We start from the raw sequence: 18455 nt of genomic DNA on the forward strand, positions 1-18455 counted from the left end.
CTATTTTTGTCCAAAATAAATTCATTATGAAAAAACAGTGCAGTCTTATTTTTATCTCATTTCTCATCTTTAATGGTGTAAATGCGCAAGGCCTTCTAGATACAAAAGAAGAAATATTTACTAGACAAGATACGATACGTGGCAGTATTACCAAAGAAAGAGCTTGGTGGGATGTAAAAAACTACCATCTTGATATTAAAGTAAATCCCGCAGACAGCACTATTTCTGGTTCGAATACCATAAAATATCAGGTATTACAGGAATACAACAATATGCAAATTGATTTACAGAATCCCATGGAAATTTTTAAAGTTATTCAAGATGGAAAATCTTTAAAATACAGAAGAGAAGGAAATGCATTTTTTATTGAATTACTTGCTCTCCAAACAAAAGGTGCAATAAAAGAACTAACCATACATTATGGAGGAAAACCAAAAGTTGCGGTAAATCCGCCATGGGATGGAGGAATCACTTGGAAAAAAGACAATAATGGTATGCCTTTTATTGCTTCTTCATGTCAAGGATTAGGAGCGAGTGTTTGGTGGCCAAACAAAGATCACATGTATGACGAAGTGGAAAATATGCTGATTAGCGTAAATGTTCCTAAAAATTTGACAAATGTATCGAATGGACGTCTGACTAGTGTTAAACAACTAAAAGACGGGACAAAAACTTATAATTGGTATGTGTCAAATCCAATTAATAATTATGGCGTAAACATAAATATAGGAGATTATGTTTCATTTTCAGAAAAATATAAAGGAGAAAAAGGGATTTTGGATTGCACGTATTATGTTTTGAGAGACAATTTGGCGAAAGCCAAAAAACAATTTCAAGATGTTCCAAGGATGCTAAAGGCTTTTGAGCACTGGTTTGGGCCGTATCCTTTTTATGAAGACAGTTACAAACTTGTTGAAGCTCCATATTTAGGAATGGAACATCAAAGTTCAGTAACTTATGGAAACAAATTTCAAAATGGTTATTTAGGTCGTGATTTGAGCGGAACGGGTTGGGGATTAAAATTCGATTTTATTATAATTCACGAATCTGGACATGAGTGGTTTGCCAATAATATCACGTATAAAGATATTGCTGATATGTGGATTCACGAAAGTTTTACGAACTATTCTGAAAGTCTTTTTGTCGAATATTATTATGGAAAAGAAGCAGGATTTGAGTACGTGAGAGGAACCAGAAAAAATATCCAAAATGACAAACCAATAATCGGAAATTACGATGTAAATAATGAAGGTTCAGGCGATATGTATCCTAAAGGCGCCAATATGATTCACACGATACGCCAATTAGTAAATGATGATGAAAAATGGAGAGGGATTTTAAGAGGTTTGAACAGTACTTTTTATCACCAAACGGTAACTACAAAACAAATTGAGAATTATATGAGTCAAAAAGTCGGACTCGATTTATCAACTGTTTTTAATCAGTACTTACGAGACACCAGAATTCCTACACTGGAATATTTTTTCAAGGATAATCAACTGGTGTATCGCTGGACAAATTGTGTAGCTGGTTTTAATATGCCCGTCAAAGTAACTCTAAACGGAAAAGAAGAATTGTTGCAACCGGAAATAAAATGGAAGAGTCTTCCAGCAAATACTGAAAATTCAAAATTGGAAACAGACAAAAATTTTTATGTCGCCAGTTTTGATATAACAGAGTAAATCCAGAAATTAAGGCCTAAATTTTATGAAGGTATCTTTTTTTTTAAATAAAGAATGAAAACTTTTATGATTTTTACAGTAAATATAAAACCGCAGAATTGAGTGATTTGGGAAAAAAATTATTGGGAGCAGAGAAGTGGTAATAAAAAAGGGATACTAACATATCCCTTTTTTAAATTTATTTTTCGTTAAAACTATTTAGATCAAGTTTTTCCTAATGTATTTAAAACTTGTTGCAGCAGACTCTATTGGATTTGGTTTGTAATTTGATTCGTGTTCCAAAAAGAAACGTTTCATCCCAGCAAGTTTAGCTTGAGCAAAAATCGATTTAAAATCTATAGTTCCAGTTCCTATTTCTGCATTCCAATCTGGATTAACTTTATCCATATCTTTTACATGCCACATAGAGAAACGTCCGGGATATTTTTGGAATAATTGCAGTGGATCATTTCCAGAGCGAACTACCCAATATAAATCCATTTCAAAATCAACTAAGTTTTCATCAGTTTCATTTAATAAAATCTCATATCCATTGGTTGAACCAAATTTAGTAAATTCAAAATCATGATTGTGATATGCTAATTTCAAACCTCCTTCTTTACAAAGTTCTCCTACTTTATTAATTTGTAAGGCTAATTTTTTATAGGCATCACCAGTAGTTCCGCGCAATTCTGAAACGATATATGGCACCGTCACATATTCACTTCCTAACTGATTTGCGGTTTCTACATAATATTTTACAAGATCAGTGGAACCATCTTTAATCATCGAATTGAAATCGAAATGATTACTCGTTGCTTTTAAACCGTTATCATCCAATATCGATTTAAAATCACGTACTGAAGTTCCAAAAAAGCCTTTATCTACCGAATAACCAAAAGTTTCCACTTCGCAAAATCCAGCTTTACCAACTTGAGCTAAAACACCTTTAACATCTTTTGGTAACGTGTCACGCAAGGTCCATAGTTGAATTCCGATATTTCTACTTTTTGAGTCAAAAGCAAATGTAGGAACAAGTGCTAATGCGCCTAGAGCCAAACCAGTATTAATTAAAAATTCTCTTCTCTTTATCATGAGTTGTTTTTTAGATTGGTTAAATATCACAAATAGTAATAGCTTGTTGTAGTGCGGCTAATTTGTCCGGGTTTTTTGGTACAAATTCTTGTCCTACATAACCTTTAAAACCAGTTTTTGCAATTGCTTTCATAATTGCGGAGTAATTTAATTCTTGTGTATCATCAATTTCATTTCGTCCCGGAACGCCGGCCGTATGATAATGTGCAATATATTGATGATTGTCCCTTATGTTTCTAATCACATCACCTTCATCGATTTGCATGTGATAAATATCATAAAGAAGTTTAAAGTTTTCTGAATTCAAGCGTTTTGCTAATGCTACTCCCCAGGATGTTCTGTCACATTGGTAATCTTTATGATCAATTTTGCTGTTTAGCAATTCCATTACTAAAATCACATTATGCTTTTCAGCCAATGTAATTAGTTTTTGCAAACCGATAACACAATTGTTCCATCCTTCTTCATCAGTTATTCCTCGACGGCTTCCGCTAAAGCAAATTAGGTTTTTATAACCTGCTTTTGCTACCATCGGAATCATTTCAGTGTAGTTTTTTAATAGCGTTTCGTGGAATTTAATATCATTAAAACCATCTACTAAATTAATCTCTGCACCGTTGCACATTGTAGAAACAAGATCATATTTCTTCAATGTTGGCCAATCTTTAGGACCTACTAAATCAATCCCGGTAATTCCCATCTTTTTAGATTCGATGCAAAGAGTATCTAAATCTATGTCATTAAAACACCACCGAGAAACGGAGTGATTTATATTTCCTTTTAATTTACCCAATTGTATTGCTGTTTCTTTTTTTGGCATAGCCAAAGCAGAAAATCCAGAAGGAATTCCCATCGCAACTGTTCCGGCTACTATTCCTTTTATGGCAGATCTTCTATTTAAATTAGTACTCATTTTTAATTTTTATACAGCAGAAGTGGATTCTTCTCCTTTGTTTTTTTCATTAAATAAAAGTGCAAAAAGTAAGAACACTGCCATAGCAATTCCAGCAGGAATAATCCATACCATCTGCCAGTTTACAGCACCGTCTGCCAGCTTATAATTATCTGTAATATAACCTGCAACAGCAAAACCTATTAGCATACCAACTCCATAAGTAGCTAATGTAATGAGACCCTGAGCAGCACTTTTATATTTTTCTCCCGCTTTTGAATTGGTGTAAATTTGACCCGATACAAAAAAGAAATCATAACAAATACCGTGAAGCGCAATACCTATAATTAACATGAAACTTAAGTCTCCACCATTGCCGTAAGCAAATAAAACGTATCGAATTGCCCAAGCTAACATCCCGATTAAAATCGTTTTTTTGAAACCAAAACGCGTAAAGAACACAGGAATCAATAACAAGAATAAGGCTTCCGATATTTGTCCAATTGCCATTTTCCCCGTCGGATTTTCAACACCTGCTTCAGTTAAAAAGAGATTAGCATTTTGATAATAAAAAGCAAGAGGAATACAAATTAGAATAGATGACACAAAAAATATTGCAAAGTTTTTATCTTTTAATAATTTTAAAGCATCAAGACCTATAATGTCTCCAATTTTTATTTTTTCATCATTAACTTTTGGTGGTGTTTTTGGCAATGAAAAGCTAAATAAACCTAATATAAAAGCAGCAATACCAGCTAGTAAAAAAGTATTTTTAAGTAAACCTGAACTTATTCCTGCGGCAGAATCCCAATGAAATAAATAACTGATTGACAGTCCCGCAATGATCCAGCCAATAGTTCCCCAAACTCTAATGTTAGAAAACTCTTTTTCCGGATCTTTCATTTGATTGAAAGAAACTGAGTTGACTAAAGCCAACGTTGGCATGTATAAAATCATGTAACTTAAAACATAAGTGTAGAACATTCCAACTTCTTCCGATTGATACATTTGATACATTAAAAAGGCACCTGTGAGATGAAGAATTCCCAAAATCTTTTCTGCATTAAAATACCGGTCAGCTATTAAACCTATGATGAAAGGTGCAACAATGGCGCCCCAGGATTGCGTAGAAAAAATAGCGGCAGTTTCTGAACCCGATGCTTTTAAGTTATTTCCCAGAAATGTTCCAAGGGTTACAAACCATGCGCCCCAGATAAAAAATTCTAGGAACATCATTATGGATAATTTTATTCGGATGGTGCTATTCATTGGTTGGTTAATTTTTATTTTGGTTTGGTTAGTTTTAGTTTTTTTTAATACTTTTTATTCAATTACATTCCGGCCTCGCATCCGGTTGTAATTTTCATAGTATTCCATTCTTTAATCATGATGTTTCTGAACCAGACATTGTCACCGTGATCTTGCAAAGCAATTTTTCCTTTTTTGAAAGCTGCAAAACCAGGCCAAGTAGCAAATTTACTGCCGGCAACTAAATTTTTGAAATTAGCATCCCAAAGTGTTGTTTCAACAACTTTTACACCATTAACTAACATTGTAAGTTTTCCGAATTTACATACAATATCAACAGAATTCCATTCTCCAACAGGCTTTACTGGTTCTGAAGTGCTTTTTACTAAATCATACAAATCACCAGCTCTGTGTTTTTCAATTTTACCGTCAGGGTGACCTTCATTATCTAACACTTGCATTTCAAGACCTGTTTCATAGGTATTTTTAAATTTTGTCAAATCCTCGTAAACGAAGAAAATAATACCACTGTTCGCATTTGCTGCTACTTTCCATTCTAATTTCAAATGAAAATTCTCGTATTCAACATCGGTTACAAGATCGCCTCCTTGACCATTCTGGGCAGCAGTAGGATCAAAATGCAATATGCCATTTTCAACTTTCCAACCTGAACCAGCTGTTTTTTTTCCGTAAGAATGCCATCCTGCTGTGGATTGTCCATCAAAAATTGATTTAAATCCTTTGGCTATTGGTGCTTGTTGTGCATTTGCGGTTTGAATCATTAGTATAACAATTAATAAGGTACAAATATTTTTAATCATTTTTAAGTTTTTGAATTAATAATTAATCTTGTTTATAAAGTTAAAGCTTTCCAACCTTGGCGATAGTCTCGCTTCACAAATTGATTAACTTCGTCAAAATTGGTTATTCTCATGGCATCATTATCCCATAGTAATTTTGCTGAACGGCCCGGATACACTTCTTCTCCAAGCTCTTCTCTCATTACATCATAACCTCTGATAGCAAGATTTGCCATCAATAATGCTTCTGTTAAAGGACCTGCAATTTCAAAAGGAGAACTTAACTCTTTTTTTCCATAACCTGCAATTGCTGCTTCAATCCATTGCTTGTAATGTCCTTCGGAACCATCGATTACTCTTGCATATTTTTGAGCAACTTGTAAATTTTCATTTTTGCTTAGAGGAAGCAAACGCGGATTTAAACCATAAGTATCACACATCATTTTTCCTTTTGTACCTGTGAACAATGTTCCATTTCCGCCATCGCCAAAAATTTCATTCGAACCTAATTCAGAAGGTCTTTCAGGTTGGATTCCTCCATCCATCCAATGTACTGCGATGTCACCATTAGTTTTTTCAGTTTTTGGAAAAGTTAATGTAACGTGACTAGAAGGTGGACAACTCTCAGGAAAATATCCTCTTTGAAATTCATCTACGTATACAGAACCTACACTACATTGTACATCTTTGGCATATTTTAAGTTTAATACACTAAAAGGAGCTTCTAGCAGGTGACAACCCATATCTCCTAAGGCACCAGTACCATAATCCCACCATCCTCGCCAGTTGAAGGGCACTAATTTATTTACATACTCTTTGTAAGGAGCGGTTCCCAACCACAAATCCCAATTTAATTCACTTGGAATATCGGCTTTATTGGCAGACCACGGAATACCTTGAGGCCAAACCGGGCGGTCTGTCCATGCATGTATCGTATGAACATCACCAATTAAACCTGCATCATACCATTCTTTCATTATTCGGGTACCATCATTTGAGGCACCTTGATTTCCCATTTGCGTAACCACCTTATATTTTTTGGCAGCTTGAGTCAAAATACGAGCTTCGTAAATATCATGTGCCATAGGTTTTTGAACATATACATGTTTGCTTAATTGCATAGCAGCAAGCGCTTGTATAGCATGGTTATGGTCCGGAGTAGAAACTGAAACTGCATCGAAATTTTTATGTTCTTTGTCTAACATTTCGCGCCAATCCGTGTAAAATTTAGCTTTAGGAAATGCATTTACACTTGCAGCGGCTCTTCTGGTATCAACATCACATAAAAAAGAAATATCAGCTTTTCCACTGCTGGCGAACATAGCGATATCAGATTTACCTTTTCCGCCAACGCCAATACTGGCTATTGATAAACGATCGCTTGGTGCAACGAATCCTCTTCCTAAAACATGACGGGGAACAATCATAAAAGCTGCGGCAGCTATAGCAGTTGTTTTTATAAAATCACGACGGTTATTTGTGATTTTATCTTCTTCTTTTTGTTTCATTTATTTTTAATCTAGTTTGGTTAATAGCAATAGAATAGTGTCACATCATAACTTTATATTCTGCATAATAACGTTATACAGAATATATAAAAGCGTCTTTTGATTTATTTTTTTAAGGATAAAATATACTTTGCCATCGAATTTGCATCATTCTTTTTAAGCGAAGCATGCGCAGACATAGGTATTGTTCCCCAAACTCCTGAACCACCTTTTATTATTTTACCAGATAAATAAGTAATATTTTTATCGTTCGAAGGATATTTTTTTGCAATATCTAAGTAGGAGGGGCCTATTAGTTTCTTGTCTAGTTTATGACACCCAACACAATCCGATTTAGCGATTAATTTTTCACCATCAGATGTTTGAAAAATCGCTGTTGTTTTTTTAGTAGCTTTAATATATTTTGTATCTAAATTATCATTAGAAAATGAGGTTAAGCTAATTAAAGCAACCCCAAAAAGCAAATATTTTAATTTCATTTTCATTTATATTTAAGTTTTATAATCCTAAGTTTTTTTTGTTAAAAGCTTTATTTGTTTCCACAGCAGCAAAATCATCAAATGCTTTGTCGGTAACTTTTATGATATGGTTTTTTATAAATGCAGCGCCTTCTCTAGCGCCATCCTCTTGATTTTTAATGCAACATTCCCATTCCATAACAGCCCAGCCTTTGTAATCATATTGTGCCAGTTTGCTAAAAATAGTTTTAAAATCAATTTGACCATCTCCAGGGGAGCGATAACGGCCCGCACGATTTACCCAACTTTGATATCCTCCAAAAGTTCCTTGTTTTCCTGTAGGATTAAACTCGGCATCCTTTACGTGAAACGCTTTTATTCGTTCATGATAAAAATCAATGTATTGAATGTAATCTAACTGTTGTAAGACAAAATGGGACGGGTCATACAACAAACACGCTCTGGAATGATTATTTACGGCTTTTAAAAACATTTCATAGGTTTCCCCATCAAACAAATCTTCGCCAGGATGAATTTCATAACAAAGATCAACCCCATTTTCGTCAAATTCGTTTAAAATTGGTAACCAACGTTTGGCTAATTCAGCAAAACCATCTTCAACTAAGCCGGGTGGCCTTTGAGGCCAAGGATGAAAATATTGCCAAAGTAAAGAACCACTAAAGGTGGCATGAGCATTTAAACCTAAATTTTGGGATGCCTTAGCTGCATATTTTAATTGTTGGACAGCCCATTCTTGTCTCGCTTTTGAATTTCCATGAACGTTTACCGGAGCAAAAGCATCAAAAAAATCATCATAAGCGGGGTGAACGGCTACTAACTGTCCTTGCAGATGCGTAGACAATTCTGTAATTTCCAGTCCATAAGTAGCGATGGTACCTTTAAGTTCATCTGCATAGGTTTTGCTTTCGGCGGCTTTTTGTAAATCAATGAAACGGGTATCTAATGTTGGCATTTGAATACCTTTAAAACCTAAATCAGCGGCCCACTTACAAATCCCATCTAAAGAATTAAAAGGCGCTTCATCACTTATAAATTGGGCTAAAAATACTGCTGGACCTTGTATTGTTGTCATATTATGTTTGTCTAAACTTTTGTGAATTCCTAATTAATTACAAAACGTAAGGAGTCCATTTTTTATCAGATTGTGATGATGCTACTACGTTATCAATAAATGCCATTCCTCTTACTCCATCTTCAACAGAAGGAAAGTCTAACATTTCAGCAGTAGGTGTTGTACCATCTAATTTGCAGTTGAGGGTTAAAGCAAAGTTGCGATAAATATTAGCAAATGCTTCTAAATAACCTTCGGGATGTCCTCCTGGAGTTCTACAATTGTGTGTTGCAAATGAAGATAAATGTGCATAGTTAGATCCCGCTCTTAAAACCTGAGTTGGTTCATCTAGCCACCTAACTGTTAAAGTATTGGGATCGTGTTGAAACCATTCGATTCCACCTTTTTCGCCATAGATTCTTATTCTTAATGCATTTTCTTCTCCGGCAGCTACTTGCGAAGCCATTAAAACTCCTTTTGCTCCATTGTCAAACTTTAGTAATACAGCTCCATCATCATCCATTACGCGACCTTCAACGAGGGTGTCCAATTCTGCACATACGTCTGTAATTTTTGCACCGGTAATATATTCGGCTAAATGTGCTGCATGAGTTCCAATGTCACCCATTACTGAACTTTTTCCGGATTTAGTAGGATCCGTTCTCCAAGCTGCTTGCGCATTACCCTCTCTTTCAGAAAGTTTACTCAACCAACCTTGCGGATATTCAACCCAAACTTTTCTAATTTTTCCTAATTTTCCTTCATTAACCATTGCTTTGGCTTGCTTGACCATTGGGTAGCCGGAGTAGGTATGTGTTAAACAAAGAATTAATCCTGTTTCTTCTACTTTTTGCTGCAATAGTTTTGCCTCTTCCAACGAAAAAGTCATTGGTTTTTCAATTACTACATTAAAACCATGATCCAAAGCCATCATCGCAGGAGCAAAATGAGCAAAGTTTGGTGTAACAATAGTAACAAAATCGATTCTTTCGTCAGCAGGTAAAGCCGCTTCCGCTTTAATCATTTCGTCAAACGTTAAATATGTTCTTGATTCCGGAAGAAACAAGGCTTTACCAGAGGCTATTGCGGTTTCTGGTTTTATACTTAATGCACCACACTTTAATTCAATTAATCCATCCATATTGGCGGCTAAACGGTGAATTGCACCAATAAAGGCATCTTGGCCACCACCAACCATTCCCATTCTTAATTTTCTCATCCTGATGAACCTAAATATTTCCTTTTTTTAATTCTTTTACTGCGTAATCGCAAGCACGTGCCGTTAAAGCCATAAATGTTAATGATGGATTTTGACAAGCGATGGAAGGCATACAAGACCCATCCGTAACGAATACATTACTCACTTCGTGCATTTGATTCCATTTATTTAAAACTGAATCCTTCGGGTCATTACCCATTCTGGCAGTACCCATTTCGTGGATAGCCATTCCAGGATAATAATCATTATCATAGGTTTGTATATTTTTAATTCCTGAAGCTTCCAGCATTTCTGCGGCATCATTCATCATATCTTCCCTCATTTTAGCTTCGTTATCTTTAATTTCGCAGTCAATTGCTAAAACAGGTTGTCCCCATTTATCTTTTTTAGTATGGTCGATATATACTTTATTTTCGTAATACGGTAGCATTTCTCCAAAACCACCTAATCCCATACTCCAAGAATCAGCTGGTAATGACATGGTAGATTTGAAATTTTCACCAAAAGCCAATTCGGCAACTTCTTTATGCCACGATCCTCTACTGGCACCACCTTGATATCCAAAACCTCTTAAATAATCTCGTTTATCATTTCCTACATTTTGGTATCTTGGAATATAAATACCATTAGCTCTTCTTCCGTACGTGTATTTATCTTCAAAACCTTCAGCTGTTCCTTCTGCACCACAACGGAAATGATGATCCATAAGATTATGGCCTAATTGTCCGCTGGCATTACCCATTCCATTCGGATGCGCTTCTGAAGTTGAATTTAATAAAAGGAATGTTGATCCTAAAGTGGATGCGTTCACAAAAACAATTTTAGCATAAAACTCCATGGTTTCATTTGTTTCTGCATCAATAACCATAACACCTTTTGCTTTTTTAGTGTCTTTATCATAAATAATATGATTCACAATAGAGTAGGGTCTCACGGTCAATCTATTGGTTGCCATTGCAGCAGGTAGTGTAGAAGATTGGGTGCTAAAATATGCACCAAATGGACAGCCTCGACTGCATAAATTTCTGTACTGACAGCTGCCACGCCCTTTGTGGGGTACAGTTAAGTTAGCAGTACGACCAATTGTAAGAATACGGGTTTTATTATAATGTTTTTCTAATCTTTCTTTAACTGATTTTTCAACACAATTTAAATCCATTGGAGGCAAAAATTTACCATCCGGTAATAGGGGCCAATTTTCTGCTTGACCACTTATTCCTACGAATTTCTCTACATAATCATACCACTTGGTAAGGTCTTTATATCGAATAGGCCAGTCATTTCCATGACCATCTTTGGCATTATCTTCAAAATTATGGTCACTAAAACGGTAACTTTGACGGCCCCACATTAAAGATTTTCCACCCACATGAAATCCTCTGTACCAATCAAAACGTTTGTCTTCTGTATAGGGACATTCCAAGTCATTCACCCACCATTTTTCGGTAGCTTCATTGTATGGATAATCTCTTGTTTGAACAGGATGGGTTCTTTTTTGTTCTTCGGTAAGCTTGCCTGCGCGTTCAAATTCCCATGGTGCTTTCATGGCCGATTCATAATCTTTGATGTGCTCAATATTCATTCCGCGTTCTAACATCAAAACTTTTAATCCTTTTTCGGTAAGTTCTTTTGCAGCCCATCCACCACTAATTCCAGATCCTACAACAATAGCATCATACGTATTTTCCTCTTTCAAATTGGTATTTATATTCACGGGTATTATTTTTTATTTAATAAAATAGTTTCTAACAGTAGGTTCTAATAAGACTAGTTGGTTGCCCAAGCTTTTTGTCCGGGTTTGTAGTCTGCACTACCATCGTAGCGTCCCGGAACTGGAAGATATTCACGAGCCTGTGTGCAGCCTATTTCTGAAGAATAATACCCTAAAATTGTTAAATCTCTTGCAATCAAAAAGAAAGAAGGTGCTTTATTGGTAGCAATTGCCTCATCCCTTAATGAGGTCAATAGTTTTTGACGTTCTTCAACGGACATTGACAAAAAGTCTTTATTGAATTCTTTAGAACATTTATATTGCATTGCTTTTAATCCTGAGGCAAAAATTTCTTGCATATTTGCAGGATAACAATCTCTAATAATCATTGGAATAAAAGCACCGAGTCCTGCAGCTTTTGCTCCGGGCGAAGATGCTGTTGTCGGGATGATGATATCGGCGAATTCAGCCAAAATCTCTTCATCCGTAGCAGAAAAAGACACCTGATTTTTTTCTTTTTCGGGTAAAGTAAAACTTTCAAACAAAACGCCCATTGTAGTTGCTGAGATTGCGCCTCCCATCAAAAACGCAACGTTTTTAAGTGCTTCTCTTCTATTCATTTGTTAATTATTAAAGTTGTTGATTATTCTTAAATTATTATAACCTTACAATAATAAAGAAAAAAAAAACACCTTAATTTTATTTATGTTAAATTATTGAATAATTCCATATTTTTCAAATTATTAAGGGAAACACTTTAAAAAATTCATAAAAGTGTCGCTGGAATCTAAGATTTTAAATAAAAAATTATATTTCTTAAAGAAAAAAGGAAGAAAAACCGCTCTTAAAAATGAAATTAATATAATATTAGCGAGTATTTTACTATAAGATATTGTTGAACATTCGTTAAAATAATTTTCAATGCGTTAAAATGACATTATCGGTTAAAATAAGCATGTAAAGAGTTAGAAATTTTTTTGCTAGATAATTAGTAAAAAAGGCTTCGATGATAAAAAATGAAAAGATAATTAAAAACTTTAATCAATGTTAAAAAATGGAAATATTAAGATTCAATTTAAGTTTATCTTTCAAATAAACCAAGCGTACCACCAACCCAATCTTTGTCCTTGTTGAATTTTACGCCAATCATTTCACCTCGACTCAAACGGACCAAGTTGCAGCATAGAGTAGGAGCGATATCGTCTTTTTTCCAAACACAAAGTACACGTACTTCGGCTTTTACTTTTCCGTCTGGAGATTGCACAATTGGAATGTAATTTACCTTTTTTTGAAGAATATAAAGTTCTTTTTCAACAACTGATTCAATATCCTCCTTGGTTACATGGAAAATAACTCCTGTTCCTGAAAATGAAAAAAGCGGTTTTAAAACATAGTTTTCTAAATCCTGAGGTATTTCTTTTAGGTCACTTAGTAAAGTTGTGTCTATAAAATATTTCCCTTTCAATAAAGGTAAAATAAATTTACTGATTCTAAAAAACCAATTGGGATGACCCGCCCATTCCACATCTAAATCATCTGAGAAACTAAAATTAAGTTGTAAATCGGTTCTCAGATTTAATTCATCAAAAATAACCCGATTATAAATTCTTTTTATAAGAATTTCATCGCCTGCTAAATTTTTATAGAACAGTTGTTTGCCTTTTTTTATCAACTCCGTCACGCAAACAATTGGGATTCCAATATCTCTTTTGCAGTAATAAAAATCAATTTTGGTGTTTTGTTTTTCGGGTTCAATTTCAAGAAGAATAACATTTTCTTTTGGATGATTGTTGCAAATTGCTTCTTCTAAAATATCCAAATATTTCAGTTGTGTAATGTCAGTTATAAATGGAGTCAGTTCCTTAAGAATCGGATAGTGATTCTTGAACTTTTCATACACATTCAACTGATAATTGTACAAAGAAGGAAATCCTTGCACTTCAATCAGTTTAGGAATAATTTTTCCTTCTTCTTCACAAATGCCAAAATCGATCGCTAGAAAAGTAGAATGGTCGTCCTCATTTGGTACTTTTAAGTTTAATTCTAATGATTTGTTGGTAAGTAACTTAAAGTCTTCTTTTTGAATAAAAGCTACAACTTCATTACAACCTTCAATCAATTGGGACTGCAACTCTTTTGAAATAAAAAAAGGGGTTTCCGCCAACCTGAAAGTAGGTAGGTAATTAAAATCGGAAGCAATATCATCTTTGAATTCCTGATATTTTTTTTCTGTAAATTGAGCATTAAATAACTCCCGATATTTTGAAATCATTTGCAAGGATTGTATTAATTAGAAAGCATTTTTTTTGTTTTCATCAAATCGTTAATTGCTATTCTGAGGAAATTTGGTATCAAGGTTTCATTAGTTCTGTAAATTTTATCATCATCTAATAAATCTTCCAGCATGTTTCTGAATTTCTTTTTCCCTTTCATTTTCTTGATTTTTTCCTTCGCTACTTTGTTTCTCATGTGAGCAACAAAGCTTATCGGATCCGCTTCAGGATGAAATTGAGTACCTACAAAGTAGTCTGTAAATCGAACCGCCATAATCGCGCGTTCGTATTGCACGTGATCCCTGATTTTTTCTAATGAAATAATCTTAGCTCCTTTTTTAGCAAAAATACTAAGTTTTGGTTGTACCACTTGATAATCCCTGGAATCAATGGCATAAAAAGGATCCGCCAAACCTTCAAATAAAGAATCTGTTTGGCCTTCTTTCGTTTTGTGCATGGTCATCACACCAAAAGAAGTATCATTTCTTTTGGTTATTGTGGCCAATCCAAAATGCAAACAAGCCATCTGAAACGAGTGACAAATAAACAAAACATGTTTTTTAACAGCGTTCTCCATATTCCATTTGTTCAAAGAATCAATAAATTCATAATATTTGACATCCCAATCTCCATCTCCAATTAATGGATTTCCTGGTCCTCCGGTTGAAATATAAATGTCGAATTTTTTTATTTCCGGCAAGTGACATTTTCCGCGAACATCAAATATTTCAAAACCGACGACGGGATTAAACCGATTGACAATATCAATAATACATCGCATTCCCTGATTAGGTTCTCCGTTGTACATATCCAAAAGCGCTATTTTTATGATTTTATTCGACATAATTGTTTTTAAAAATAATGCGCAAAGATAATTTATATTTTATAATCCATTGGTAAATTGACCAGTTATAAAGTCCACCACTTTAGAAAGATCGCCAGTTTCTTCGAAAACAGCCAATTGTTTGTCCGCTCCAGTTCCGTTTTTCAAAATTTCATGAACATAATTAATATCGTCACGACTGCCTAATTCATCTACAACATCATCAATGAAATCAAGCAATTCCAAAATAAGCATTTTAGTTTCAACTTCTTTTTGCATACCAAAATCAATCATATTATTCTCAATCCCGTAACGTGCTGCCCGGAATTTATTTTCTTTTATCAAAGCCAGTCTATAAACATTAAAACTAGTATTGTTCATATTCAATTTGTAGAGTTTGGCCACAATTGCCTGAATGATGGCAACTATACAAATAGTTTCATCGACGGTCAAGCACATGTCACAAATCCTGAATTCTATTGTGTTATAAAACGGATGCAAGCGTAAATCCCACCAAATTTTCTTTGGATTATCAATGCAATTTGTTTTTATCAAAGTATCTAAATAGTTCTCGTACGAACTTACTGAATCAAAATATTCCGGCAAACCTGTTCTGGGGAACTTATCAAAAACTTTGGTTCTAAATGATTTATAACCTGTTTTTCTTCCTTCCCAAAAAGGTGAATTTGTCGAAAGTGCAAAGATGTGAGGGAGAAAATAGGTAGCCTGATTCATCAATTGCAAACCGATTTCACGATTTTCAATTCCTACATGGCAATGCATTCCAAAAATCAAATTAGAACGCGCAGCATCTTGCAGTTCATTAACAATATCGTGGTATCGCGGATCATCAGTTATCGGTTGATCCTGCCATTTTGAAAAAGGATGTGTTCCGGCACCACCAACAATAAGGTTTTGTTTCTCCGCTAATTCAACGATTTTAGAGCGTAAAAACCGAATCTCATTTTTGGCATCATTAACGCTATGACAAATATTAGTTCCTACTTCCACCACAGATTGGTGCATTTCGGCCTTCACCTGCTCGTTTAAAATTATTTTGGCACCATCCACAATTTTTGACAAATGCGACCGTAAATCTCTTGTATCAGGGTCAATTATTTGATATTCTTCTTCAACACCTAGTGTAAAAACTGGTAATTTTTTCATTATTTTATTTTTTTAGGAGCTAATTACTTCGTCAGTTCGCTTCGCTCGTGTCCCGCTTTCCGTTACAATCTTTACAGGCCTTAAAAGCAGGCCCACAAAGGATTTACACTTTAATCGGTGCTAGGGTATTTTGTAATTTATAAAATTTTATTTCCCAGCAACAGCATCTTTAATAAAAGTTCCCCATGTCAAGTTCATTTTTCCTGATTTTTGCTTTTTTGCGGCAGCAATAGCCATTTTCGAAGCCTCTTCAACCACCCATTCAAAGTTTTCAGCACCAACCGAAGTTAATTCGGCGTCAGGTGCGGGATTTCCAAAATCAATGGCGTAAGGAATACCGTCACGAACGGCAAATTCTACTGTATTAAAATCATATCCCAATCCTTTGCAAAGTCGTAAAGTATAATCTTTTATGGTTGCTAATAATTTTTTATCCACAAGCGGTCCATCGATTACATAGCGTAAATGATGCGGATTTCTTGGTTCATATTGCATTATTCGCACCGCTTTGCAACCCAAACAATAAACTCTGAAATATTCCGTAAAAACAATTTCTTCTTGAAGCATCATCACCAATTGTCCAGTTTCCTGATGCTTTTCCCAGAATTCCTCAATATTTTCCAATCGATACACATTTTTCCAGCCACCTCCAGCATACGGTTTCATGTATGCAGGAAATCCAATATAGTCAAAGATTCCTTCCCAGTCCATTGGATATTTTAGGTTTCGGAATGATTTTCCGGTCGTGTCCGTAGGATGTTCAGCCGAAGGAAGAATTACGGTTTTAGGTAAAGGTACGCCGAGCGTATCTGCCAAGGAGTTATTGAAAAATTTATCATCGGCGCTCCACCAAAACGGATTGTTAATTACATTTGTTCCTGTTAAAGCCGCATTTTTTAAATAGGCACGATAAAAAGGGACATCTTGCGAAATTCGGTCAATAATTACTGCGTATTCTCCGTCTTGATTTTGAACTACTTTATCAATAGCCACTGCCTCAGCAATAATTCCTTTTTCGTTTTTTGAATTGACACGATCAATAAATGCTTGAGGAAAGGTGTCTTCCATTCCAAATAAAATTCCAATTTTTTTCATTTTGATGTGTTTATAATTTTAAAAAAATTTAATTCTTGATAAATAATGCGGGAACATTTCCTTCCAAATCGGCCAGTCGTGTTTTTGTTCCTGACGAATATCTAACCAATGATGTAGGTGTCTGTCGCCTAAAACTTTGCTTAATTTTAGATTGGCATCGAAACAAATGTCCCAATTAGAAGTTCCTAAAACGATGTCAATATTCCATAATTCATAATCATCTAGACCGTATAAATAATCTTCTGGACTGTTGTAAAATACATCTTCGTTGTGAAAACCATCCAAAAAACTCTTAATATTAAAAGCGCCACTCATAGAAAAAAGATGACTTACATAAGCTGGATGACGAAAAGCAAAATTTGCAGCATGATAGCCGCCAAAACTGCAGCCAGCCATAGCTACTTTGCCTGAGGGAGTGTTGTTCTTTGCCTTTTCAACAATTTCGTGACAAATCATTCTATCGTATTTTACGTGATTTTCGATACGGTGAATAGGATGTATATTTTTATTGTAAAAACTATCTTTGTCAATACTATCCGGGCAAAATATTTGAATTAACCCTTGCTCAAGGTACCATTTTGCAGATTCTATCAATCCCATATCTTTGTTTTCATGGTAACTTCCCATAGAAGTTGGAAATAAGATTACAGGATATCCAGCATGTCCAAAAACCAACATTTCAATATCTCTATTTAAATTGGGGGAATACCATTTGAAATATTCTTCCTTCATAAAATTATTTTTAACAATTATAATGAAAAAAATCATACAGATGGCAGATAAAAATGGACTTAACTAATATTTATTATAAAAAAGATTAGAATTATTAAATTAGAAATAAATGGTAATAATTAGATTAATAAGGAGGTGATTTTTAAATTATAAACAACAAATCAAGTTGTTTTAACATAATGTGTTTTCAAAATCTTACGTCCTTCTATTTTACATGACCATTTAATAATCAGTAAAATCAAAATGTTGGAATGGATTAATGAATTTTTGAATAAGGGAAGCAAAAAATTTACTGTTTTTTTAAATTTAAAAAAGTTGAACTTGGCTTTTCAATCTTTCCACAAGCATACTCATCATTCTTTTGTTGGTATTGGAGGTGTTTTGTATGTAAATGGCATATTCATCAGCAGTGAATAATCCGATAACCATTCCCTTTAAAACATTTCGAAACTTGATGTCCTTACGGATTACATTTTCTATGACTGATTGTTTTTTGTCAAGAGAATGATTGTAAAAATCAGCTTTATTTTTATTTATGTAATTGATAAAGGAAGCTACAAATAAATCATTTTGTAGCTTTAAAATTGGTCGAAGTACTTCATTTTGAAATGATTCTTCAGTTGTAGATTGGGTGGTTACGGAACCAATAGTTTGTCCTCTAAATTCTTTTAAAAAAGTATCACGCTCGTTCATATTTTTTT

Annotated in this window: 17 protein-coding genes; 1 reads left to right on the forward strand and 16 read right to left on the reverse strand. The window is 34.4% G+C overall.

What is annotated here, in order from left to right; all coding sequences use genetic code 11:
• Positions 1-26 precede the first annotated feature (26 nt).
• On the forward strand, positions 27-1682 hold the full coding sequence (locus tag ACP7AT_RS07535; protein ID WP_426063728.1) for a M1 family metallopeptidase: 1656 nt from the start codon (positions 27-29) through the stop codon (positions 1680-1682).
• Between the two features lie 198 nt (positions 1683-1880).
• Here the strand turns inward: ACP7AT_RS07535 and ACP7AT_RS07540 are convergent, their stop codons facing one another.
• The 16 genes from ACP7AT_RS07540 to ACP7AT_RS07615 form a co-directional block, all read right to left on the reverse strand.
• The gene (locus ACP7AT_RS07540; protein ID WP_426063729.1) at positions 1881-2756 is read right to left on the reverse strand and encodes a sugar phosphate isomerase/epimerase family protein; all 876 of its coding nucleotides are present in this window, start codon (positions 2754-2756) and stop codon (positions 1881-1883) included.
• Between the two features lie 19 nt (positions 2757-2775).
• The gene (locus tag ACP7AT_RS07545; RefSeq protein WP_426063730.1) at positions 2776-3669 is read right to left on the reverse strand and encodes a hydroxypyruvate isomerase family protein; all 894 of its coding nucleotides are present in this window, start codon (positions 3667-3669) and stop codon (positions 2776-2778) included.
• Positions 3670-3678: 9 nt separating this feature from the next.
• A complete protein-coding gene (locus ACP7AT_RS07550) occupies positions 3679-4917 on the reverse strand; it encodes a nucleoside permease (RefSeq protein WP_426063731.1) in 1239 nt (412 codons plus the stop codon).
• A gap of 62 nt (positions 4918-4979) precedes the next feature.
• Positions 4980-5717: a 3-keto-disaccharide hydrolase gene (locus tag ACP7AT_RS07555; protein WP_426063732.1), complete on the reverse strand. Its 738-nt coding sequence runs from the start codon at positions 5715-5717 to the stop codon at positions 4980-4982.
• Between the two features lie 32 nt (positions 5718-5749).
• Entirely contained in the window at positions 5750-7204 is a 1455-nt protein-coding gene (locus ACP7AT_RS07560; RefSeq protein WP_426063733.1) for a Gfo/Idh/MocA family protein, read from the reverse strand.
• Between the two features lie 104 nt (positions 7205-7308).
• Positions 7309-7689, reverse strand: coding sequence for a c-type cytochrome (locus ACP7AT_RS07565; RefSeq protein WP_426063734.1), 381 nt, complete (start codon positions 7687-7689; stop codon positions 7309-7311).
• A 13-nt stretch (positions 7690-7702) separates the two neighbouring features.
• Positions 7703-8755, reverse strand: a complete 1053-nt coding sequence (locus ACP7AT_RS07570) for a sugar phosphate isomerase/epimerase family protein (protein WP_426063735.1) — start codon at positions 8753-8755, stop codon at positions 7703-7705.
• A gap of 37 nt (positions 8756-8792) precedes the next feature.
• Positions 8793-9953, reverse strand: coding sequence for a Gfo/Idh/MocA family protein (locus ACP7AT_RS07575; RefSeq protein ID WP_426063736.1), 1161 nt, complete (start codon positions 9951-9953; stop codon positions 8793-8795).
• A gap of 10 nt (positions 9954-9963) precedes the next feature.
• Positions 9964-11667 carry a GMC oxidoreductase gene (locus ACP7AT_RS07580; RefSeq protein WP_426063737.1) on the reverse strand — a complete coding sequence of 568 codons (1704 nt, stop codon included), beginning with the start codon at positions 11665-11667 and terminating at the stop codon, positions 9964-9966.
• Between the two features lie 53 nt (positions 11668-11720).
• A complete protein-coding gene (locus ACP7AT_RS07585; protein WP_426063738.1) occupies positions 11721-12284 on the reverse strand; it encodes a gluconate 2-dehydrogenase subunit 3 family protein in 564 nt (187 codons plus the stop codon).
• A gap of 461 nt (positions 12285-12745) precedes the next feature.
• Positions 12746-13936, reverse strand: coding sequence for a hypothetical protein (locus ACP7AT_RS07590; RefSeq protein WP_426063739.1), 1191 nt, complete (start codon positions 13934-13936; stop codon positions 12746-12748).
• A gap of 14 nt (positions 13937-13950) precedes the next feature.
• A complete protein-coding gene (locus tag ACP7AT_RS07595; protein WP_426063740.1) occupies positions 13951-14781 on the reverse strand; it encodes a type 1 glutamine amidotransferase in 831 nt (276 codons plus the stop codon).
• A 39-nt stretch (positions 14782-14820) separates the two neighbouring features.
• Complete coding sequence (locus ACP7AT_RS07600) at positions 14821-15927, reverse strand: carboxylate-amine ligase (protein WP_426063741.1); 1107 nt, start codon at positions 15925-15927, stop codon at positions 14821-14823.
• A 147-nt stretch (positions 15928-16074) separates the two neighbouring features.
• Positions 16075-17022 carry an ATP-grasp domain-containing protein gene (locus ACP7AT_RS07605; protein WP_426063742.1) on the reverse strand — a complete coding sequence of 316 codons (948 nt, stop codon included), beginning with the start codon at positions 17020-17022 and terminating at the stop codon, positions 16075-16077.
• 18 nt (positions 17023-17040) lie between these two features.
• On the reverse strand, positions 17041-17754 hold the full coding sequence (locus tag ACP7AT_RS07610; RefSeq protein ID WP_426063743.1) for an esterase: 714 nt from the start codon (positions 17752-17754) through the stop codon (positions 17041-17043).
• A gap of 306 nt (positions 17755-18060) precedes the next feature.
• Positions 18061-18447, reverse strand: coding sequence for a glyoxalase (locus ACP7AT_RS07615; RefSeq protein ID WP_426063744.1), 387 nt, complete (start codon positions 18445-18447; stop codon positions 18061-18063).
• Between the last annotated feature and the right edge of the window lie 8 nt (positions 18448-18455).

The sequence above is a fragment of the Flavobacterium sp. DSP2-3-1 genome, from assembly GCF_049896865.1.
Lineage (GTDB): Bacteria > Bacteroidota > Bacteroidia > Flavobacteriales > Flavobacteriaceae > Flavobacterium.